The 20,914-nt window shown below is 73.4% G+C and carries 17 protein-coding genes, 1 pseudogene and 1 riboswitch; of the genes and pseudogenes, 5 read left to right on the top strand and 13 right to left on the bottom strand.

Going from position 1 to position 20,914, the window contains the following annotated elements; all coding sequences use genetic code 11:
• Positions 1-24: 24 nt before the first annotated feature.
• Positions 25-91: riboswitch (guanidine-III (ykkC-III) riboswitch) on the top strand.
• Between the two features lie 59 nt (positions 92-150).
• On the top strand, positions 151-465 hold the full coding sequence (locus ACQPYA_RS08235) for a DMT family transporter (protein WP_433532029.1): 315 nt from the start codon (positions 151-153) through the stop codon (positions 463-465).
• A gap of 53 nt (positions 466-518) precedes the next feature.
• Here ACQPYA_RS08235 and ACQPYA_RS08230 read toward each other — a convergent pair whose 3' ends face one another.
• The gene (locus ACQPYA_RS08230; RefSeq protein ID WP_433532028.1) at positions 519-2,966 is read right to left on the bottom strand and encodes a DNA translocase FtsK 4TM domain-containing protein; all 2,448 of its coding nucleotides are present in this window, start codon (positions 2,964-2,966) and stop codon (positions 519-521) included.
• A 111-nt stretch (positions 2,967-3,077) separates the two neighbouring features.
• Between ACQPYA_RS08230 and ACQPYA_RS08225 the strand changes: the two genes are divergently transcribed.
• Complete coding sequence (locus tag ACQPYA_RS08225) at positions 3,078-3,557, top strand: YbjN domain-containing protein (protein ID WP_433532027.1); 480 nt, start codon at positions 3,078-3,080, stop codon at positions 3,555-3,557.
• Positions 3,558-3,661: 104 nt separating this feature from the next.
• Positions 3,662-5,283: pseudogene (locus ACQPYA_RS08220) on the top strand (YbjN domain-containing protein).
• 67 nt (positions 5,284-5,350) lie between these two features.
• Here the strand turns inward: ACQPYA_RS08220 and ACQPYA_RS08215 are convergent.
• The 6 genes from ACQPYA_RS08215 to ACQPYA_RS08190 form a co-directional block, all read right to left on the bottom strand.
• Positions 5,351-6,535, bottom strand: coding sequence for a S1 family peptidase (locus ACQPYA_RS08215; RefSeq protein ID WP_433532026.1), 1,185 nt, complete (start codon positions 6,533-6,535; stop codon positions 5,351-5,353).
• Positions 6,536-6,605: 70 nt separating this feature from the next.
• Positions 6,606-8,297, bottom strand: coding sequence for a ribonuclease J (locus ACQPYA_RS08210; RefSeq protein WP_433532025.1), 1,692 nt, complete (start codon positions 8,295-8,297; stop codon positions 6,606-6,608).
• 52 nt (positions 8,298-8,349) lie between these two features.
• Positions 8,350-9,276 carry a 4-hydroxy-tetrahydrodipicolinate synthase gene (gene dapA, locus ACQPYA_RS08205; protein WP_433532024.1) on the bottom strand — a complete coding sequence of 309 codons (927 nt, stop codon included), beginning with the start codon at positions 9,274-9,276 and terminating at the stop codon, positions 8,350-8,352.
• A 78-nt stretch (positions 9,277-9,354) separates the two neighbouring features.
• Positions 9,355-10,098 (bottom strand): FAD-dependent thymidylate synthase, encoded by a 744-nt coding sequence (gene thyX / locus ACQPYA_RS08200; protein WP_433533424.1) that lies wholly within the window; start codon positions 10,096-10,098, stop codon positions 9,355-9,357.
• 176 nt (positions 10,099-10,274) lie between these two features.
• Entirely contained in the window at positions 10,275-10,874 is a 600-nt protein-coding gene (locus ACQPYA_RS08195; protein WP_433532023.1) for a DUF2752 domain-containing protein, read from the bottom strand.
• The gene (locus tag ACQPYA_RS08190) at positions 10,871-12,100 is read right to left on the bottom strand and encodes a winged helix-turn-helix domain-containing protein (RefSeq protein ID WP_433532022.1); all 1,230 of its coding nucleotides are present in this window, start codon (positions 12,098-12,100) and stop codon (positions 10,871-10,873) included. Before ACQPYA_RS08190 ends, ACQPYA_RS08195 begins: the two co-directional genes overlap by 4 nt.
• Before the next feature lie 86 nt (positions 12,101-12,186).
• On the opposite strand from ACQPYA_RS08190, the gene ACQPYA_RS08185 reads away from it, so the two are divergent.
• Positions 12,187-12,738, top strand: coding sequence for an N-acetyltransferase family protein (locus ACQPYA_RS08185; RefSeq protein WP_433532021.1), 552 nt, complete (start codon positions 12,187-12,189; stop codon positions 12,736-12,738).
• On the opposite strand, the gene ACQPYA_RS08180 is transcribed toward ACQPYA_RS08185, so the two are convergent.
• Positions 12,637-13,923: a glycosyltransferase family 87 protein gene (locus tag ACQPYA_RS08180; protein WP_433533423.1), complete on the bottom strand. Its 1,287-nt coding sequence runs from the start codon at positions 13,921-13,923 to the stop codon at positions 12,637-12,639. The two genes, ACQPYA_RS08185 and ACQPYA_RS08180, sit on opposite strands and share 102 nt — an antisense overlap.
• 35 nt (positions 13,924-13,958) lie before the next feature.
• Here ACQPYA_RS08180 and ACQPYA_RS08175 point away from each other — a divergent pair, with 35 nt between their 5' ends.
• Positions 13,959-14,540, top strand: a complete 582-nt coding sequence (locus ACQPYA_RS08175; RefSeq protein WP_433532020.1) for an N-acetyltransferase family protein — start codon at positions 13,959-13,961, stop codon at positions 14,538-14,540.
• Between the two features lie 50 nt (positions 14,541-14,590).
• Here ACQPYA_RS08175 and dapB read toward each other — a convergent pair whose 3' ends face one another.
• The 5 genes from dapB to ACQPYA_RS08150 all read right to left on the bottom strand — a co-directional run bounded on the left by dapB (position 14,591) and on the right by ACQPYA_RS08150 (position 20,864).
• Positions 14,591-15,364: a 4-hydroxy-tetrahydrodipicolinate reductase gene (gene dapB / locus ACQPYA_RS08170; protein ID WP_433532019.1), complete on the bottom strand. Its 774-nt coding sequence runs from the start codon at positions 15,362-15,364 to the stop codon at positions 14,591-14,593.
• A 36-nt stretch (positions 15,365-15,400) separates the two neighbouring features.
• A complete protein-coding gene (locus tag ACQPYA_RS08165; protein WP_433532018.1) occupies positions 15,401-16,792 on the bottom strand; it encodes a M16 family metallopeptidase in 1,392 nt (463 codons plus the stop codon).
• 111 nt (positions 16,793-16,903) lie between these two features.
• Positions 16,904-19,270 carry a polyribonucleotide nucleotidyltransferase gene (locus ACQPYA_RS08160; protein ID WP_433532017.1) on the bottom strand — a complete coding sequence of 789 codons (2,367 nt, stop codon included), beginning with the start codon at positions 19,268-19,270 and terminating at the stop codon, positions 16,904-16,906.
• A 222-nt stretch (positions 19,271-19,492) separates the two neighbouring features.
• Positions 19,493-19,762, bottom strand: a complete 270-nt coding sequence (gene rpsO / locus ACQPYA_RS08155; RefSeq protein WP_111213887.1) for a 30S ribosomal protein S15 — start codon at positions 19,760-19,762, stop codon at positions 19,493-19,495.
• Between the two features lie 172 nt (positions 19,763-19,934).
• A complete protein-coding gene (locus tag ACQPYA_RS08150; protein ID WP_433532016.1) occupies positions 19,935-20,864 on the bottom strand; it encodes a bifunctional riboflavin kinase/FAD synthetase in 930 nt (309 codons plus the stop codon).
• Positions 20,865-20,914: the final 50 nt, after the last annotated feature.

Below are 20,914 nucleotides of genomic sequence, written 5' to 3'. Positions count from 1 at the left end.
GCTCCGGCCGGTGCTACGGTCGGTCCCGGCGGCCCGCGTGGCCGCCCCGGACGAGTCGTGGGCGTACCCGGTCAGGCCAAGACGCCCCGAAGCTGAACCCGACTCGTCCCGGCGCTCTGGTGGGCCCGGGCGGCCCGAAGAGGTGACCTGATGGCCTGGATCGTGCTGGTGCTCTCCGGACTGCTGGAGACGGCGTGGGCGATCGCCCTGGATCGCAGCGCCGGCTTCACCCGACCCGCACCCTCGGTGGTCTTCGTGATCACGCTGGTGCTGAGCATGGCCGGCCTGGCGTACGCGCTGCGCGAGATCCCGGTCGGCACCGGCTACGCGCTCTGGGTCGGCATCGGCGCGACCGGCACCGCGCTGGTGGGGATGCTGGCGCTGGGCGAGTCGGCGAGCCTGCCCCGGATCGGGTGCCTGTTGCTGGTGGTCGCCGGAGTGATCGGACTGAAGATCTACCACTGACCGGTGCGGACTGACCCGACCGCCGCGGAGCAGGCACGGAACAACCGCGGCGGTCAGTCGTCCCCGCCTCGCAGGCCCGCCAGGACCTCTTCCAGCTCGTCCGGCTTGACCAGCACGTCGCGGGCCTTGGAACCCTCGGAGGGGCCGACCACGCCCCGGGTCTCCATCAGGTCCATCAGCCGGCCGGCCTTGGCGAAGCCGACCCGCAGCTTGCGCTGGAGCATCGAGGTCGAGCCGAACTGCGAGGTGACCACCAGCTCGACCGCCTGCACCAGCAGGTCCAGGTCGTCGCCGATGTCCTCGTCGATCTTCTTCTTGCTGTCCTGGGCCGGGGCCAGCACGTCCGGGCGGAACTCCGGCTCGCGCTGGTCCTTGCAGAACTTGACCACGTCGTTGATCTCGCGCTCGGTGACCCAGGCGCCCTGGATCCGCACCGGCTTCGACGCGCCCATCGGCAGGAACAGGCCGTCGCCGCGGCCGAGCAGCTTCTCCGCGCCGGGCTGGTCGAGGATGACCCGGGAGTCGGCCAGCGAGGAGGTGGCGAAGGCCAGCCGGGACGGCACGTTGGCCTTGATCAGGCCGGTCACCACGTCGACCGAGGGACGTTGGGTGGCCAGCACGAGGTGGATGCCGGCGGCCCGGGCGAGCTGGGTGATCCGGACGATGGAGTCCTCCACGTCGCGCGGCGCGACCATCATCAGGTCGGCCAGCTCGTCGACGATGACCAACAGGTACGGGTACGGCCGCAGCTCCCGCTCGCTGCCGGGCGGGGCCTTGATCTCGCCGTTGCGTACCTTGCGGTTGAAGTCGTCGATGTGCCGGACCCCGTTGGCGGCGAGGTCGTCGTAGCGCATGTCCATCTCGCGGACCACCCACTCCAGCGAGTCGGCGGCCTTCTTCGCGTTGGTCACGATCGGGGTGACCAGGTGCGGGATCCCCTCGTAGCCGGTCAGCTCGACCCGCTTCGGGTCGACCAGCAGCAGCCGCACCTCGTCCGGCGTCGCCCGGGTCAGGATGGACATGAGCAGGGTGTTGAGGCAGGAACTCTTGCCGGCGCCGGTGGCCCCGGCGATCAGGATGTGCGGCATCTTGGCGAGGTTGGCCACCACGTAGCCGCCCTCGATGTCCTTGCCGAGCGCCACCACCATCGGGTGGTGGTCGCTGGTGGCGGCCCGCGAGCGGAGCACGTCGCCGAGGGCCACGTTCTCCGGGTCGGTGTTCGGGATCTCCACGCCGACCGCGCTCTTGCCCGGGATCGGGCTGAGGATGCGGACGTCCGGCGACTTCACCGCGTACGCGATGTTGCGGGAGAGCTGGGTGATCCGCTCGACCTTGACCCCGTGGCCCAGCTCGACCTCGTAGCGGGTCACCGTCGGACCACGGGTGAAGCCGGTCACCGCCGCGTCCACGTCGAACTGGTCGAAGACGCCGGTGAGCGCGGCGATCACCTCGTCGTTGGCCTTGCTGCGGGTCTTCGGCGCGGCCCCGCTGCCGAGCATGTTCGGCGGGGGCAGGGTGTAGTCGCCGGCCAGCCCGGTCAGGGCGAGCTGCTCGGCCCGGGTCGGCGCGGGCGAGTGCTCCGGCGGCTCGGCCGGCTTGCGGCCGGCGGGCGCCCGGGACGGCGCCTTGCGCGGCAGCGGGATGGTCTCCTGGAGGTCCACGCCGTCCAGGTCGTCGAAGTCGTCCGGGTCGACCGGCGGCGGCGTCCGCTTCGCGGGGCGGCGGCGGGCCGGCGCGGCGGGCGCCTCGTCCGTCTCCGGTGGACTCTGACCGATCACGCTCCCGGCGAGCAGACCGAGCCGCTCCGGGATCTTGTTGATCGGCGTCGCGGTGACCACCAGCAGGCCGAAGAGGAGCAGCAGGATCAGCAGCGGCATGGCGACCCACGCGGTGACGGCGCGCTCCAGCAGGCTGCCCACGCCGGCGCCGATCAGGCCACCGGCGAAGTCCCGCTCGCCCGGGTCGGCCGGCTGCTGACCGATGTGCAGCATCGCGCCGGTGGCGACCAGCATGGAGCCCCAGCCGATCAGGCCACGCCCGCGGTGCTCGGGGTCGCCGGGCTGGCGCATCAGCCGCCAGGCCCCGATGCCGAGCAGCACCGGCACCACGATGGAGATGGCGCCGAGGAAGAGCCGGACCGTGTCGGCCAGCCGGGCGCCGACCGGCCCGGCCGCCGAGAACCAGATCGCTCCCGCGCTGAGCAGGGCGAGACCGATCAGCAGCAGCCCGGCGCCGTCGCGGCGGTGCTCCGGGTCGAGATCGCGCGCCGAGGCGGCCTGCCGGCCGACGGCACGCACCGCCCAGCCGGCCCCGTGGGCCAGCCCCATCCACAGTGCCTGGACCGCGCGGCCGACGTACGCCGCCGGACCGGGGCCCCGCGCCGCGGTGCGCCGCCGGGCCGTCGCGCGGGTCGTCTTGGCCGGTTGGCGGGCACGGCTGTTCGTGCCACCGCGCGGCGACGCGCCGCGCCGCCGGCTCGCTTGAGAGGTACGGCCCGCCATAGCATCACCGTAACGGCGGGCCCCGCGATACGCCGGTCTTCCTGGTCGCGTCCGCGTGTCGCAGCGCGGTCCCCGCCGCCTGCCGTGATATTCGCTGGCGAAGGGGTGCCGATGGCGTCGCCGGAGTTCGAGGACGGTCCGGACGGTCCGCTGGCCGGGCACCCGTCGACGTTGCGCCCGTTGACCCGCGACCTCGTCGCGGCGGTGCTGGCCAACCGGGGGCACGCGGTCACCACCGAGGCCGGAGGCGACCTGGTCGGCCGCTGGGCGGACGGCCACATCTGGTTCCTGCGCGCGGGCGACGCCGGCGAACTGCTCCAGGTGCGTACGGTCGCCGTGCACGCCTTCCCCGTCGACCGCGTGCCGCTGCTGCACGAATTCTGCAACACCTGGAACCGGGACCAGTTCTGGCCGAAGGCCTTCGTCCACGTCGACGATGCCGGCCACGCCCGGGTCTGCGGCGAGGTGATCGCCGACCTGGAGCGGGGAGTGACACCGCACCAGCTGGACCGGCTGCTCGACCAGGGCATCTCGACCGGCTGCCGGCTGGCCGCCGAGGTCGGCCGGCTGGCCGGAACGGCCCGTCCGTGACCGGGCCGGCGGCCGACGGGGGTCGGGCCCGTGGTCGCGGGCGACCGGTGGACGACGGCGGCCGGGAGCGGCGGCCGGCCGACGCGCTGGACGACGCCCGGGACATGCCGGACGGCGAGGCGCGGATCGCCGCACTGGAACGGGTGGCCGCCCTCGCCGAGGCGACCGGCGCGGCACGCACCGCCCTGGCCGCCTGGTCCGAGCTGGTCGAGACGCACCTGCGCGGCGGCGAGCGGTGGCGGCTGTTCGAGCCGGTCCGGCGCTGCCTGGAGGCGGCCGGCCCGACATCGACCCGGCCCGCCGGTGGGCCGGGTGGCCGGGGCGGGCCCGACGACGAGACGCTGCGCCGCTACCGGCGGTACGCCGTCGAGGCGCTGCTCGGCACCCCCGCATCGGCTTCGACCAGACCCGGAGCATGCTGGACGGACTCGCCGGCCGCCCGGCAACCGACCCGGCCCGCCCGGCAACCGACCCAGCTCGCGCGGCGCGCAATCCCGCCGACGCGGCGAGCGGCCTCGCCGACGCGGCGCTCGTCGCGCAGCTGCGCTGCCGGATCGCCGACCACGTCGGGGACGAGCCGGCTGCCCGGCGCTGGCTGGGGCGGTGGCGGTCCGGCGCGCCGGACCCGGCCGCCGGGTGCCCCGGCTGTCTACCCGTACGCCAGGCCGAGCTGCTCGCCGGCTGGGGCGACTGGGCCGAGGCGCTCGCCACCGTCGAACCGCTGCTCGATGGTCCGGTCCGCTGCACCGCCCAGCCCGAGGCCGCGCTGACCGGAGCGTTGCTGCCCTGGCTGCGGGCGGGCCAGGCGGACCGGGCGGCCCAGGCGCACGTCCGGGCGTACCGCCGGCACCGGGTGGCGCCCGACGGATTCGGTCACCTCGCCACGCACCTGCGCTTCTGCGCGCTCGGTGGGCACCTCGAACGCGGGCTGGAGATCCTGGTCGAGCAGCTGCCCCGGCTGGACCAGCCGCACGAGGACCTCTCCGTCATGGAGTTCGCCGCGGCGGGCGCGCTGGTCTGCACGCTGGCGGCGGAGCGGGCGGGCGACCGGGTGGCGCGCCGCCCGGCGTACGGCCAGCGACCGGCGGCCGAGGTCACGCTCGGTGCGCTCGGCGCCGAGCTGCTCACCGTCGCCACCGGGCTGGCCGGCAGCTTCGACGCCCGCAACGGCACCGGGCACCAGTCCGGCCGGATCGCGTCCTGGCTGGCCGAACGCCCGCTGGCCGCGCCGGTGCCGCTGCCCCGACCCGACGAGGCCGAGCCGGACGACAACGAGCCGGACGACCGCGGGGCGCGGGCCGGTGGGGGACCGGCGGACGAACTCGGCGCGCTGACCGTGGCGATGATCACGGCGGCGCTGGACCAGCGCGGCGACGGGTACGCCCTCGACGCCGCGGGCACGGTGCTGGGGCGCTGGGGCGACGCGGTGATCCAGTTCCGCCGGGCCGGGGAACGCGGCGAGATCCTGCACGCCCGGGTGGTCGCCGGCCGCCGGCTGCCGACGGCCCGCCGTGCCGAGGCGTACGCGTTCTGCAATGGCTGGAACCGGGAACGGCTGCTGCCCAAGGCGTACGTGCACGATCCGGGTGACGGCGAGCTGGTGCTGGCCGGCGAGGTGACCACCGACCTGGCGTACGGGGTGGCCCCGGCCCAGGTCACGGTGCTGGTGGAGGCGGCGGTGCGGACCGGCGTCGCGTACGCGGAGGCGGTCGCCGCCCTGCCCTGAGCCCCTCGGGCGGCGGATTGCGGGCCCGGCCGGTGTCGCGCGGCCGGGCCCGCGATGGTTCAGCGGCTCAGCGCCGACCACTCAGCGTGCGGAAGTTCTGCGTGGTGATCAGGGTCAGGTTGTTGCGTTGCAGGATCTCGTTGACCGGCTGGTAGAACGTGGTGCCGCCGCGCACACAGTCACCGGAACCACCGGAGGTGACGCCCTGGGCCTGGTTGCCCGAGATCCACGAGCCACCGGAGTCGCCGGGCTCGGCGCAGACGTTGGTCCGGACCAACCCGCTGACCAGCCCCTCCGGGTAGCGCACGGTGGCGTTGCGGGCCTGCACGGTGCCGCAGCGTACGCCGGTGGTGGAGCCGGAGCGGCAGATCGACGAGCCGGCGGGCACCTCCTGCGAGCCGGCGACCCGGGCGATGCCGCCCCGGAAGTCGGTCACCTCGGGCAGGACCGTGGTGTTGCTGTTCACCTGCACGAAGGCCCAGTCGTCGCCGGGGAAGGACGAGGCACGGAAGATGCCCTGCTGGGCTCCGTCGGCACCCCGGGTGCGGTCACCAACCCGCCCGCAGTGACCGGCGGTGACGAAGCCGCCGGCCACCGCGAAGCCGACCGAGCAGCGGCCGTTGCCGATGAAGAAGGGCTCGCCGCCGCGTACGTCGGCGAAGAGTCGCGGCTGTTCCTCGGTGGCCATCCGGACCGCCTGCCGGGGCACCCCGGCGCGGGCGACGAAGCGCCAGCCGGCCGCCTCAGCGCCCGGCTCGGCGAGCACCACGACGGTGTTCGAGGCGACGTCGACGTACCAGCCGGAGACCTGCCCGGCCCGAGCGGCGGTCCGGTCCATCCGGGTCTTCAGCGCGTCGAGTTGTCCGACCCCGCGCTCGACCACCTTCGGCACCGCCCCGGTGGCCCGTACCCGCTGCGCCTGCGCCGGGTCGGCGACCGCCACGTTGAGCTGACTGCCGTCGGCGCTGAGCCAACTGCCGCCGTAGTCCGCGCCGAGGGCCGTCCGGAGCTGATCGACCACACCGGTCGCCCAGCGTTCGGTCTTCAGCCGGGCGGCCACCTGGGTCTGGTCCAGCCCCAGGTCGCGGCGCATCGCCTCGACCACGTCCGGGTCGGCTCCCTCGACGGCCTGACTGGTCGGCGCGCTGGTCGGCACCTCACCGTCACCGGCGAACGACGGCAGCGCCACCGCCGCCGCCGCGCCCACCGCCGCCACCACGACACCGATGGCTGTCAATCGTCTGCGGTCCATTCGCCATGCTCCTCCCGGCCGGCGTGGGTACGCCTGCCGGCCGGGAGTACGGGCAAAAGACCCGAACGGTTCAGACCTCTACGACGGTGGGCACAATCATCGGGCGACGACGGTACGCGTCGTTGACCCAGCGACCGACGGTGCGGCGGACGATCTGCTGGAGCTGGTGCGGGTCGGTGATCCCGTCCGCCGCGGCCCGGTTGAGCGCCTCGGTGACCAGCGGGATCACCGCGTTGAACGCTCCCGGGTCCTCGGAGAAGCCCTTGGCGGAGACGGTCGGGCCGGCCACCACCTTGCCGGTGACCGAGTCCACCACGACGGTGGCGGCGATGAACCCACCGTCACCGAGGATGCGACGCTCGGTGAGCAACGACTCGCTGACGTCACCGACGGCCAGTCCGTCCACGTAGACGTACCGGCTCTTGACGTGACCGACCAGGCTGGCCCGGCCCTCCACCAGGTCGACCACGTCGCCGTCCTCGCAGAGCACGACCCGGTCGGCCGCCACGCCGGACTCGATGCCCAGCCGGGCGTGCGCGCGCAGGTGCCGCCACTCCCCGTGCACCGGCATCAGGTTGCTGGGCCGCACGACGTTGAGCAGGTAGAGCAGCTCCCCGGCGGGGGCGTGGCCGGAGACGTGCACCTTGGCCACGTCCTTGTGCACCACCACGGCGCCGGCCCGGGCCAGCCGGTTGATCACCCGGTAGACGGAGGTCTCGTTCCCCGGCACCAGCGAGGAGGCCAGCACCACGGTGTCGCCCGGGGCGATGGTGATGTGCCGGTGGTCGCCGCTGGCCATCCGGCCCAGGGCGCTCATCGGCTCGCCCTGTGAGCCGGTGGACATCAGCACGATCTGCTCGGGCGGCATCGAGGTCGCCTCGTCCAGGCCGACGACCAGGCCGGCTGGGATGTTCAGCAGCCCCAGGTCCCGGGCGATGCCCATGTTCCGCACCATGGACCGGCCGATCAGCGCGACCTTGCGGCCGTGCTCCAGCGCCGAGTCGAAGACCTGCTGCACCCGGTGTACGTGGGAGGCGAACGAGGCAACGATGATCCGGCCGCGCGCCTTGGCGAAGATCGAGTCGAGGACCGGGCCGATCTCCCGCTCCGGGGTGACGAAGCCGGGGATCTCCGCGTTGGTGGAGTCCGACAGCAGCAGGTCGACGCCCTCGGCGCCGAGCCGGGCGAACCCGGCCAGGTCGGTGATCCGGCCGTCCAGCGGCAGTTGGTCCATCTTGAAGTCGCCGGTGTGCAGCACCAGCCCGGCCGGGGTGCGGATGGCCACCGCCAGCGCGTCCGGGATCGAGTGATTGACGGCGAAGAACTCGCACTCGAACGGGCCGAGCCGTTCCCGGCCACCCTCGCGCACGGTCAGCGTGTACGGCTGGATGCGCCGCTCGGCCAGCTTCGCCTCCACCAGCGCGAGGGTGAACTGCGAGCCGACCAGCGGGATGTCGGGCTTGTGGGCGAGCAGGTACGGCACGGCACCGATGTGGTCCTCGTGGCCATGGGTCAGCACGATCGCCTGGATGTCGTCGAGCCGGTCGAGGATCGGCCCGAAGTCGGGCAGGATCAGGTCGACGCCCGGCTGCTCCACGTCGGGAAAGAGCACGCCGCAGTCGACGACCAGCAGCTTCCCGTCGTACTCGAAGACGGTCATGTTCCGACCAATGGCGCCGAGCCCGCCGAGCGGAATGATCCGCAGTCCGCCCTCCGGCAGCGGCGGGGGAAGTTGGGCCTCCTCGTTGTGCGCCTCGGTCACGCGTTCACCTCATTCTGCGACGCCGTCACCCGGCGTCCATCGTGTCGTTTGATCATTCGGGGAGCGGTAGACCCGCTGCCGCACAGTCGGCGCGCAGCTGGGCGACCTGGCTGTCGGTGGCGTCCACCAGCGGCGGCCGGACCGGTCCGGCCGGCAGGCCCTGCGCCGCCAGGCCCGCCTTGACCAGGATCGTGCCCTGGGTACGGAAGATCCCGGTGAACAGCGGCAGCAGCCGCCGGTGCAGGGCCAGCGCCGTCGCCTGGTCTCCCGCGTCGTACGCCTCGATCATCCGCTTGGTCTCGGCGCCGGTGAAGTGGGTCGAGGTGCCGACCACACCGACCGAGCCGATGGCCAGCGCGGGCAGGGTGAGGGCATCCTCACCGCTGTAGTACGCCAGCTCGGTGCGGCTGGTCACCCAGCTGGTCGCGGTCAGGTCACCCTTGGCGTCCTTCACCGCGACGATGCGGCCGTGCTCGGCGAGCCGGACCAGCGTCTCGGTCTCGATCGGCACACCGGCCCGATGCGGGATGTCGTAGAGCATCACCGGCAGCCCGGTCGCGTCGGCCACCGCGGTGAAGTGCCGCAGCAGCCCGGCCTGTGGCGGCTTGTTGTAGTACGGGGTGACCACCAGCAGCCCATTCGCGCCGGCCTTCTCCGCGGCGGCGGCCAACTCGATGGTGTGCCGGGTGTCGTTGGTGCCGACCCCGGCCACCACCCGGGCCCGGTCCCCGACGGCCTCCACCACGGTCCGGATCAGGCGTTCCTTCTCCGCGTCGGTGGTCGTCGGCGATTCGCCGGTGGTGCCGTTGACCACCAGCGCGTCCGCGCCCTGCTCCGCCACCAGGTGGTTCGCCAGGCGCGCGGCGCCGTCCAGGTCGAGCGCGCCGTCGGCGGTGAACGGGGTCACCATGGCCGTGAGCACCCGACCAAAGGGACGGGACGCCGCCCGGGCCGGGGTGTCAAGGTGGTCGTGCGTCATGATGACAACCTAGCGGACGGCCGGCGGAGGGCTGCCGGGGAAGGGCTCACGCCCCCTGTGCGTGCGGGTGCCGCCCGCTCAGGGCGTCTGGGCGTGCGGGCTCGCCGCCACCTCGGTGCCGTCGGGCCGGGTCGAGATGACGAAGTCGGCGAAGACGTTCGGCGCGACCCGCTGCAACTGCCGCAGGCACTCCACCGCCAGCTCGCGGATCTCCACGTCGGCGTGCTCGGTGGCGCGCATCGCGATGAAGTGCCGCCAGGCGCGGTAGTTGCCGGTCACCACGATGCGGGTCTCGGTGGCGTTCGGCAGCACCGCACGGGCCGCCTGGCGGGCCTGCTTGCGGCGCAGGGTCGGGTTGGGCTCGTCGGCGAAGTGCCGTTCCAGCCCCTCCAGCAGCTCGTTGTACGCCCGTACGCTCGCCTCGGCCGCCTCGACGAACCGCTTGTGCAGCTCCGGGTCCTCGGCGATCACCCTCGGCTCGACCATCGCCGCGTCCCGCTCCGGCACGTAGCGCTGGGACAGCTGCGAGTACGAGAAGTGCCGGTGCCGGATCAGCTCGTGGGTGAACGACCGGGACACCCCGGTGAAGTAGAAGCTGACCGAGCCGTGCTCCAGCACGGAGAGGTGCCCGACCTCCAGGATGTGCGCAAGGTAGCCGGCGTTGGTCGCGGTCGCCAGGTTCGGCTTCTTCCAGCTCTGGTAGCAGGCCCGCCCGGCGAACTCGGCAAGCGCCTGCCCCCCGTCCGCGTCGGTCGACCAGGGCACGTCCTCGGGCGGGTCGAAGTGGGTCCACGCGACGAGCTTGACCTGCGGCTGCACCATCTCCGACATTCCTGCGACTGTAGTGCGCACCCCCAGCCCAACCCAAACCAGCCTCGCCCCCACCCCGGAAGATCTTCAGGGCAGCAACTTCCGGGTTGTTGCTGCCTCAGGCCGGACCGAGGCAGCAACAACCCTGAAGTTGCGCCGCCGGCCCCCCCGGGGGGGGGTGGGGGGGGTTAGACGTAGAGGGCGGTGAAGGGGGGCCAGGGGAGGTTGCGGAGCACCGAGAAGGCGAGCCAGGCGGCCAGGAAGCCGCCGACCAGCTTCGGGCCGATCCGCAGCTCGGGGAGCCGCCAGCCGAACGCCTGCTTGCCGGCCCAGGCGACGAAGAAGTACGCCAGGAAGGGCAGGGCGAAGACGAAGAGGAAGTGGTGCCGGGCCGCGGCCGGCAGGTCGGCGTGCAGCACGTACCAGAGGGCGCGGGTGCCGCCGCAGCCCGGGCAGTCGAGCCCGGTGGTCAACTTGAGCAGGCAGGACGGCAGGGCGTCCGGCGCCGAGCGGGTGGGGTCGCTGAGCAACGCGTAGCCGATGCCGGCGCCGACGCAGCCGAGCGCGGCCAGCGGCACCACCCAGCGTGGCGTGCGCGCGTGGAGCCGGCTGACGAACCGGGTGAGCCGGTCGGGCTCGGCAACCGGATAGCCCGCCGGATAGGCAGCGGACTGCTCCGCCGGCCAGCCCTCGGGCGTCGGAGGCGTCGGAGCGGCCGGTGCCGCCGGATTCCCGGCTGGCGGGGCGGGCTGGGCGCCCGGTCGGTCAACGCTCGTCACGACGCTCACCGTACACCGGCCACGCCCACCAGGGCGGCGGCCAGCGGGGTCGCGAGGTCGCCGGCGGCCGGCGGCGCCACCGCGTCCAGGCCGAGCCAGCCGGCCAGCCGGTACAGCTCGGCGGCGAGCGCCACGGCGGTCTCCCCCGGGTCGACGCCCGGCTCGGCCCAGGCGGCCGGCACCAGCAGCACCCCGCTCCTGCGGTCGGCCTTCAGGTCGACCCGGGCGGTGAAGCGCTCACCCTGCCGGAACGGCAGCACGTAGTAGCCGTACACCCGCTGCGGCGCCGGGACGTAGATCTCGATCCGGTAGCTGAAGTCGAAGAGTCGCTCGGTGCGGCCGCGTTCCCAGACCAGCGGGTCGAAGGGGCTGACCAGCGTGTTGCCGCGGACCCAGCGGGGCAGCCGGGCCTGCGCGTGCAACCAGGCCGGCTGCCGCCAGCCCTGCACGGCGACCGGCCGCAACTCCCCCGCCTCGACCAGCTCGGCGATGGCCTGCCGGGCCCCGGCCACCGGCAGCCGGAAGTAGTCGCGCAGCTCCACCTCCGCGGCCACCCCGAGCGACCGCGCGGCGATGCCGACCAGGGTGCGGTACGCCTCGGCGTCGGTCGGGGTGGGCGCCTCCAGCGCCTCGGCCGGCAGCACCCGCTCGGGCAGGTCGTAGCGGCGGGCGAAGGAGGTGGTGCGCTCGGCCGCGGAGACCTCGCCAGCCCAGAAGAGATATTCCAGCGCCCGCTTCACGTCCGACCAGTTCCACCCCCAGTTGCCGGTCTGCCGGGGCGCGTCGTGCTCGATCTCGGCCACCGTCAGCGGGCCATTGGCGGCCACCTCGTCGCGCACCCAGGCGACCAGCTTGGGCTGCTCCTGGGCGATGCGGCGCATGCCGCCCCAGGCGTCGGAGTGCGCCCGCGCCATCCGCCAGCGCAGCGCCGAATGCAGGCCGACCGGCACCAGCGACGCCTCGTGGCCCCAGTATTCGAAGAGATCGCGGGGGCGGCGGTAGGCGGCCGAGTCGAGCAGCGTGGTCGGGTAGGGCCCGAGCCGGCTGTAGAGCGGCAGGTAGTGCGCCCGTTGCAGCACGTTGACCGAATCCATCTGGATCAGCCCGACCCGGTCGAGCACCCGGCGCAGGTGCCGGCGGGTGGGCGCCCCGGTGGGCGCGGGGTCGGCGAAGCCCTGGGCGGCCAGCGCGACGCGGCGGGCCTGGGCGAGCGAGAGCGATTCCGGTACGACCATCGCAGGCAGGCTACGCCAGCGGTACGACACCGGCGCCCCGGTGCGGACGCTGGACCTGCCGCCGGTGGCCGCCTAGAACTACAGCTATGCCCACCATCCGCCGTGAGGAGCCCGCCGACGCCGAGGCGATCGCCCGGGTGCACATCCGCGGCTGGCAGGCCGGGTACGCCGGGATCATGCCGGCGGAGGTGCTCCGGCGACTCAACCCGGTGGCCTGGGCACAGCGCCGCCGCGATCTCGGCACGGCCGAACCCGACCACCCGTTCACCACGTTGCTGGCCGAGGTCGACGGCGGGCTCGCCGGGTTCACCACGTTCGGCCCATACCGCAACAACCAGGACCGCGGCGACCTCGACCCGGCCTACGGCGAGATGGTGGCGCTGTACGTGGTGCCCGAACACTGGGGCGACGGCACCGCGCCGGCCCTGCTGGCGGCGGCCCGCGCCGGCCTGGTCGAGCGGGGCTGGACGGAGTACCGGGTGTGGGTGCTGGCGGAGAACCACCGGGCCCGCCGCTTCTACCAGCGGGCCGGGCTGTCACCGGACGGTGAGCGGTCGACCTACCCGGTGCCGCTCTCCGGCGGACGACCGCCGATCGGGCTGGTCGAGCTGCGCTACACCGGCCGGCTCGACGGCTGACCCGGCCCACTCCGTGGCCGCCGCACGGTGCCGCAGCGGCAGGAACGCCAGCAGCGCCAGGCTTATCCAGACGTAGGTGTTGCTGAACAGGAAACCGTCGACGCCGCTGAAATCCCGCTCCCACGCCCAGACGATCCGGCTGGTCAGGAAGGCGTACCCGACGATCGCGGCGACCAGCAGGAGGCGTCGTCGGCGGCTGCCGGACGGCGCGGCCATCGCGCTCTCCACCAGCAGCAGCAACCCCGGCAGCAGCCAGACCAGGTGGTGCACCCAGGTGACCGGGCTGATCAGGCACATCACCGCGCCGGTCAGCGCCAGGCCGGCGGCCTCGTCGCCGGCCGACGCGGCGGCGCGGGACCGCCACACCCAGAGCGCCAGCGTCGCGGCCACCAGCCCCAGCCAGGCCAGCGTGCTGGGGCTCTGCGGGTCCAGCCGGGCCACCACGCCGCGCAGCGACTGGTTGGAGACGAAGGCCAGCTCACCGACGCGGCCGGTGTTCCACAGCGCGGAGGTCCAGAACTCCCGCGAGGCGTCCGGGAAGAGCGCGGCGGCGAGCACCGTCGCCCCGGCCGCGGTGCCCGTCGCGGTGGCCGCCGCCCGCCAGCGCCGGGTCACCAGCAGGTAGACGAGGAAGATGCCCGGGGTGAGTTTGATCGCGGTGGCCAGGCCGATGCCCACGCCGGCCCACCGGCTGCCGCGCGGCAGCAGCCGGAGCAGGTCCACCGCGACCAGGAACAGCAGCAGCGTGTTGACCTGGCCGAAGTTGATGGTCTCGCGCATCGGCTCGAAGGCGGCGGCCAGGCAGAGCGCCACCGCGAAGGCGAACCAGCGGGTCCAGCCGGCCCGCCGCGACACCGGGTCCAGCAGCCACCAGATCAGCACCGCGCTGGTCACCGCGCCGGCCGCCACGCTGACCGCGATCGCCGCGTGCCAGGGCAGGTACGCCATCGGCAGCATCACCAGGGCGGCGAACGGTGGATAGGTGAAGCCGTACTGGGTGCCGGGCTTGAGGTAGTCGTAGATCTCCCCGCCGTCGTGTACCCACCAGACCAGCGCGCCCCGATAGACGTGCAGGTCGAAGAAGCCGTGCCGGGCCGCCGCCACGGACAGGAACGCGGCCACCGCCACGGCGAGCACGACCACGGCGACGACCTGCCCGATCGTCCGCCTGGCACCCTGCGCCAACGTCGCCTCCCTCACCCTGCGTAGGCTGTCGTCCCATGGCTCTCGGGTTTGTCCGCCCGGCGCGTCCGGAGGACGCCGGCGAGATCGCACGTGTCCAGCTCGCGACCTGGCGGGCCGCCTACCGGCGGCTGCTGCCCCGGCACGTGCTGGAGGAGCTCGACGAGGCGTGGCTCGCCCAACGCTGGGACGCCGCGGTGCGCCAACCACCCGGCGACACCCATCGGGTGCTGGTCGCCGTCGAGCAGGCCGAGCAATCGTATCTGGTGGGGTTTGCCGCCTCCGGCCCGGTCGACGCCGAGGCGCTCGCCCCGAACGAGCCGGCCGACGCCCTCGGCCCGGAGGTGGTCGCGGTGACCGACCTGCTGGTCGAGCCGCGCTGGGGCCGGCGCGGGCACGGCAGCCGGCTGCTCGCCGCCAGCGTCGACCTGTGGCGGGAGTCCGGCTTCACCCGGGCGGTCGGCTGGGTGTTCGAGGGCGACCAGGCATCCCGGAAGTTCCTCGGTGCGGCCGGCTGGGCGCCCGACGGCGCGGGACGCGCGCTGGACGTGGACGACATGCTGGTCCCCCAGCTACGCCTGCACGTGTCCTTGCCCACCGACCCGGCCGAGGCGAGCTGACCGGCGCCGGGGCGCGCTGAGCGCGGCCCCGGCCGGGCGGAGACCGTCGCTCAGTCGAGCAAAGCGTCCAGGCCGATGGTCAGGCCGGGACGGTTGCGCACCGCGCGGACCGCGAGCAGCACGCCGGGCATGAACGAGACCCGGTCGTACGAGTCGTGCCGGATGGTCAGCGTCTCGCCGGTGGTGCCGAAGAGCACCTCCTGGTGGGCGACCAGACCGGCGGCCCGGACCGCGTGCACGCGCACCCCGTCGATGTCGGCGCCCCGGGCACCGGCAACCTCGTCCTTCGTGGCGTCCGGCACCGCGCCCAGCCCGGCCTCGGCGCGGGCCGCGGCGATCAGCCGGGCGGTGTGGGTGGCGGTGCCGCTGGGCGCGTCGAGCTTACCCGGGTGGTGCTGCTCGATGATCTCGACCGACTCGAAGTGCCGGGCCGCGCGGGCGGCGAACTGCATCATCAGTACCGCGCCGATGCCGAAGTTCGGGGCGATCACCACACCCAGCCCGGGCCGGCCGGCGAGCCAGCCGCCCACCTGGTCGAGGCGTTGCCCGGTGAAGCCGGTGGTGCCGACCACCGCGTGGATGCCCTGGTCGACGCACCAGCTCAGGTTCTCCATGACGGCATCCGGGGTGGTGAAGTCGACCACCACCTGCGCGCCGGCCGCCGCGACGTCGGTCAACGAGTCGCCCTGGTCGACCGCCGCCGCCAGTGTCATGTCGGGGGCCCCCTCGACGGCCCTGCACACCTCGGCGCCCATCCGGCCACGGGCACCCAACACGCCGACCCGGATCGGACCGGCCGTGCCCTTCTGCTGCTCGTCAGTCACGCGGCACAACCTATCCCAATCGGGTCGGGCGGGTTGTCAGGCGGTGAAGTCCGACTCGTCGAACGGGCCGACCACGGCCAGCGACATCGGTCGGGAGAGCAGGTCGGCGGCGAGGGTGTTGACGTCGTCCAGGGTGATCGCGTCGACCCGGTCGAGCAGTTCGTCGACCGGCATCAGGTCGCCGTAGAGCAGTTCGCCCTTGCCCAGCCGGCTCATCCGCGAGCCGGTGTCCTCCAGCCCGAGCACGAACGAGCCCTTGCTCATCCCCTTGCCCCGGGCCAGTTCGGCCTCGGTGATGCCGTGCACGGCGGTACGCGCCAGCTCGGCCCGGGTCAACTCCAGCACCTCCTGGACCCGGCTCGGTGCGCAGCCGGCGTAGACGCCGAACAGGCCGCTGTCGGCGTACTGGCTGGCGTAGGAGTAGACCGAGTAGGCCAGGCCTCGGCGCTCACGGATCTCCTGGAAGAGTCGGCTCGACATGCCGCCGCCGAGCACGTTGTTGAGCACGCCGAGGGCGAACCGGCGCTCATCCAGCCGGTCGATGCCGGGGCAGCCGAGGACGACGTGCGCCTGCTCGGTCTCCTTCGCCTCCACCAGTGTGGCGGCGGCCCGGGTGCGTACCGCCGGGGTGGCCGGCCGGTGCGGCGCGGAGGTGGCGGGGTCGGTGTCCAGCGGGGTGCCCCGCAGCGCCGCGCGGACCAGCCGGACCACCTCCGCGTGGTCGAGGTTGCCGGCGGCGGCGACGACGATCTCCGGCGCCACGTAGCGGCTCCGGTAGAAGCCGTGGATCTGCTGGCGCGTCATCGGGGTGACCGTCTCCGCGGTGCCCGAGATCAGCCGGCCCAGCGGGTGGTCACCGTAGACGGCCCGGGTGAACAGGTCGTGCACCTCGTCGCCCGGCTCGTCCTCGTGCATGGCGATCTCTTCGAGGATCACGCCCCGCTCGGTCTCCACGTCGGCCGGTTCCAGCACCGAGTCGGCGATCAGGTCGCACATCACGTCGATGGCCAGCGGCAGGTCCTCGTCGAGCACCCGGGCGTAGTAGCAGGTGTACTCCTTCGTGGTGAAGGCGTTGGTCTCCCCGCCGACCGCCTCGATCGCCGAGGAGATCTCCAGCGCGCCCCGCTTGTGGGTGCCCTTGAAGAGCAGGTGCTCCAGGAAGTGGGCGGCGCCGGCCTGCGGGCCGGTCTCGTCCCGCGAGCCGACCGCCACCCAGATGCCGAACGAGACGCTGCGCATCGTCGGGATCGCCTCGGTCAGCACCCGCAGCCCGTTGGGGAGCACGGTGCGGCGCACCGTGCCGCCCAGCGGGTCGTCGCTCAGCGTCCTGGTCACCGCGCCGGCGGTCGCGCTGGCCCGCCGGGCCGCACCGGGCGGCGTCGCACCCCGTCGCTCCGCGGGAAAGGACGAGCGCCGGGTCCGACTCACGGGAACCTGCTTCCAGTTCGACGAGGGTGACACGAAGGGGTGGTGGGTCACGAACCGGCCGGGCGACGATGTCGCCCGGCCGGTCAGCGGATCAGTACGGCTGATCGAGGATCAGCTGTGCCGGGTGCGGCGCCGCGGACGGGAGTCGCCGTCGCCGTCGCCCTCGCCACGCTCCGGGCCCCGGCTGCCCCGGTCGCCACCGCGCTCGCGGTCACCCCGGTCACGCGGGCCCCGGTCGCCCCGGTCCCGGCCGGCCGGCCGCTCGCCGTCGGCGGCCTCACCGGCGGCGGGCGCTTCGGCGCCCTCCGGGCGGACCTTGTCGAGGTAGATCTTGCCGCGCTGGTCGATGTCCGCGATCTCGACCTCGACCCGGTCGCCGACGTTGAGGAAGTCCTCGACCTTCTCGACCCGCTTGCCGTCGCCCACCTTGGAGATGTGCAGCAGGCCGTCGCGGCCCGGCAGCAGCGAGACGAACGCGCCGAACGGCGCGGTCTTGACCACGGTGCCCAGGAACCGGTCGCCGACCTTGGGCAGGGTCGGGTTGGCGATCGCGTTGATCCGCTCGACCGCGGCCTGCGCCGACGGGCCGTTGGTGGCGCCGACGTAGATGGTGCCGTCGTCCTCGATGGAGATCTCGGCGCCGGTCTCGTCCTGGATGGCGTTGATGGTCTGGCCCTTCGGGCCGATCACCATGCCGATCTTGTCGACCGGGATCTTCACCGTGGTGACCCTCGGCGCGTAGTCGGACATCTCGGCCGGCGTCTCGATCGCCCGCTGCATCACGTCGAGGATGGTCTGCCGGGCCTCGTGGGCCTGCTGGAGCGCGGCGGCCAGCACGTCCGACGGGATGCCGTCGAGCTTGGTGTCGAGCTGCAACGCCGTGACGAAGTCCCGGGTGCCGGCGACCTTGAAGTCCATGTCGCCGAAGGCGTCCTCGGCGCCGAGGATGTCGGTCAGCGTCACGTACTGGGTCTTGCCGTCGACCTCGTCGGAGATGAGGCCCATGGCGATGCCGGCCACCGGCGCCTTCAGCGGCACACCGGCGGAGAGCAGGCCCAGCGTCGAGGCGCAGACCGAGCCCATCGAGGTGGAGCCGTTGGAGCCGAGCGCCTCGGAGACCTGCCGGATGGCGTACGGGAACTCCTCGCGCGAGGGCAGCACCGGGATCAGCGCCCGCTCGGCGAGCGCGCCGTGCCCGATCTCGCGGCGCTTCGGCGAGCCGACCCGGCCGGTCTCACCGGTGGAGTACGGCGGGAAGTTGTAGTTGTGCATGTAGCGCTTGGACTTCTCCGGGGAGAGGGTGTCCAGCGCCTGCTCCATGCGGAGCATGTTGAGCGTGGTGACGCCGAGGATCTGGGTCTCGCCGCGCTCGAACAGCGCCGAGCCGTGCACCCGGGGCAGCACGCCGACCTCGGCGCTCAGCGGGCGGATGTCGCGCGGGCCACGGCCGTCGATGCGGACCTGCTCGCGCAGCACCCGGCCGCGCACCTCGGACTTGGTCAGCGAGCGGAAGGCGGCGGAGAGCTCCTTCTCCCGGCCCTCGAAGCGCGGGCCGAGCTCCTCCTGCACGCGGGCCTTCACCGCGTCCAGGGCCTCCTCGCGGACCGCCTTGCCGGCGATCTGGAGAGCCTCGGCGACGTCGGCGCGGGCCAGCTCGGCGACCGCGTCGTAGGCGTCGTCCTGGTAGTCCAGGAAGACCGGGAAGTCGGCGACCGGCTTGGCGGCCACCTCGGCCAGCTCGCTCTGCGCCCGGCACAGCTCACGGATGGCCGGCTTGGCGGCCTCCAGGCCGCTGGCCACGACCTCCTCGGTCGGCGCGGTGGCGCCACCGGCGACCAGGCTCACGGTGTGCTCGGTGGCCTCCGCCTCGACCATCATGATCGCGACGTCGCCGTCGGGCAGGGCGCGGCCGGCCACCACCATGTCGAAGGTGGCCCGGCTCAGCTCCTCGTAGGTCGGGAAGGCGACCCACTGGCCGTCGACGTGCGCCATCCGGGTGGCCCCGATCGGGCCGGAGAACGGCAGGCCGGAGAGCTTGGTCGACATCGAGGCGGCGTTGATCGCCACCACGTCGTACGGGTGCTGCGGGTCGAGCGCGAGGATGGTCTCGACGACCTGGACCTCGTTGCGCAGGCCCTTGACGAACGACGGGCGCAGCGGCCGGTCGATCAGCCGGCAGGTGAGGATGGCGTCCTCGCTGGGCCGGCCCTCGCGGCGGAAGAACGAGCCGGGGATGCGGCCCGCGGCGTACATCCGCTCCTCGACGTCGACGGTCAGCGGGAAGAAGTCGAACTGCTCCTTCGGCTGCTTGCCGGCGGTGGTGGCGGAGAGGACGACCGTCTCGCCGAGCTGGGCGGTGACGGAGCCGGCGGCCTGCCGGGCCAGCCGACCGGTGGAGAAGGTGATCTCACGGGTGCCGAACGACCCGTTGTCGATCACGGCGGTGCGGGATTCGGTGCCGAGTTTGGTCTCGGTCATAGTGCGGCAATGCTCCTTCGCATCGGGGGGCCACGACGCGGGAGCTGTACGGACGGCCGGTCTTCGATCGAAGCGCCCGGAACCGACGGCGAGCTGCCGCGGTGCCCGGAGGCCACTACCGGAGACCGGTACGCCGACGGCTCCCTGTCTGGGTGTCGCGGCCCGTGTCTCGGGTGGGACGCCGAACGGGGGAGCGGCCCGCTGGGCCGCTCCCCCGTCACGTCACCGGCGCAGACCGAGTCGCTCGATGAGCGACCGGTAGCGGTTGATGTCCTTCTTCTGGACGTAGTTGAGCAGCCGACGGCGGCGGCCGACCAGCAGCAGCAGCCCACGGCGGCTGTGGTGGTCGTGCTTGTGCACCTTCAGATGCTCGGTGAGCTCGGCGATCCGCTTGGTGAGGACCGCGACCTGCACCTCGGGCGAACCGGTGTCGCCCTCGACGGTCGCGTACTCCTCGCGGATCTTGGCCTTGGCCTGCTGGTCGAGCGCCATGTTCTCCCTGTTCCAGTGGGTTGATTCGATGCTGTCCGTCGGGCCGGGCTAGGGCACCGGTGACGGACGGTCCTCGCACCCGCGGCGTCGAGCAGGCATGCGAGGCCCCACGTCGGTCAGCCGACGTCCTGACCACGGTATCACCTCATCCGGATCATCCGGATGAGGCCCGTCAGGAGAGCGCCCGGCGGGTCTGCGCCACGTCCTCGGTGATCTGCGCCACCAACGGTTCGATCGAGTCGAACCGGATCTGCCCGCGCAGGTGCGCCACGAAGTCCAGGACGAGCCGCTCGCCGTACAGGTCGGCGTCGAAGTCGAGGACGTACGCCTCGACCCGCCGTTCCCGGCCGGAGAAGGTCGGGTTCGTGCCGATCGACACCGCCGCGGCGAGCGGCTTGCGCTGCCCCCGGCGGACCAGCCAGGCGGCGTAGATGCCGTCCGCGGGCACCGCGGCGTACCGGTGGCAGAGCAGGTTCGCGGTCGGGAAGCCCAGCTCACGGCCGCGCTGGTCGCCCCGGACCACCACGCCCTCCAGCCGGTGCGGGCGACCCAGCGCGGCGGCCGCCGCACCGACGTCACCGGCGTCCACGCAGGAGCGGATGTAGGTCGAGGAGAAGACCGTGCCGGCCCCGGCCACCAGCGGCGCGCCCTCCACGGCGAAGCCGAACGTGCGGCCGAGCCGCTCCAGCAGCGCCACGTCCCCGGCCGCCCGGTGCCCGAACCGGAAGTTGTCCCCCACCACCACGAGCGCGGCGTGCAGGTGCTCCACCAGCACGTCGTGCACGAACGCCTCGGCGGGCAGCCGGGAGAACTCGGGGGTGAACGGCACCACGCAGAGCACGTCCACCCCGAGCGCCTCGATCAGCTCCGCCTTGCGGGCCGGCTCGGTGAGCACCGCAGGGTGGGTGCCGGGCCGGACCACCTCGGCCGGGTGCGGGTCGAAGGTGACCACCACCGACTGGACACCCAGTTCGCGGGCGCGGGCCACGGCGTGCCCGATCGTCGCCTGGTGCCCCTTGTGCACGCCGTCGAAGACGCCGATGGTGACGACGGACCGCCCCCAGCCGCCGGGCGCCGCGTCGTACCCCCGCCACCGCTGCATGCTGCTCCTCCGCTTTCTCCCGCCGGCCGCCGGCGGACCCGGGTCAGATG

The sequence above is a fragment of the Micromonospora sp. CA-263727 genome (genome assembly GCF_050942455.1).
In the GTDB taxonomy this organism is placed as follows: Bacteria; Actinomycetota; Actinomycetes; order Mycobacteriales; family Micromonosporaceae; genus Micromonospora.
The sequence above is the reverse complement of the archived record's forward strand: the minus strand, read 5'-3'. Positions and strand labels throughout refer to the sequence as shown.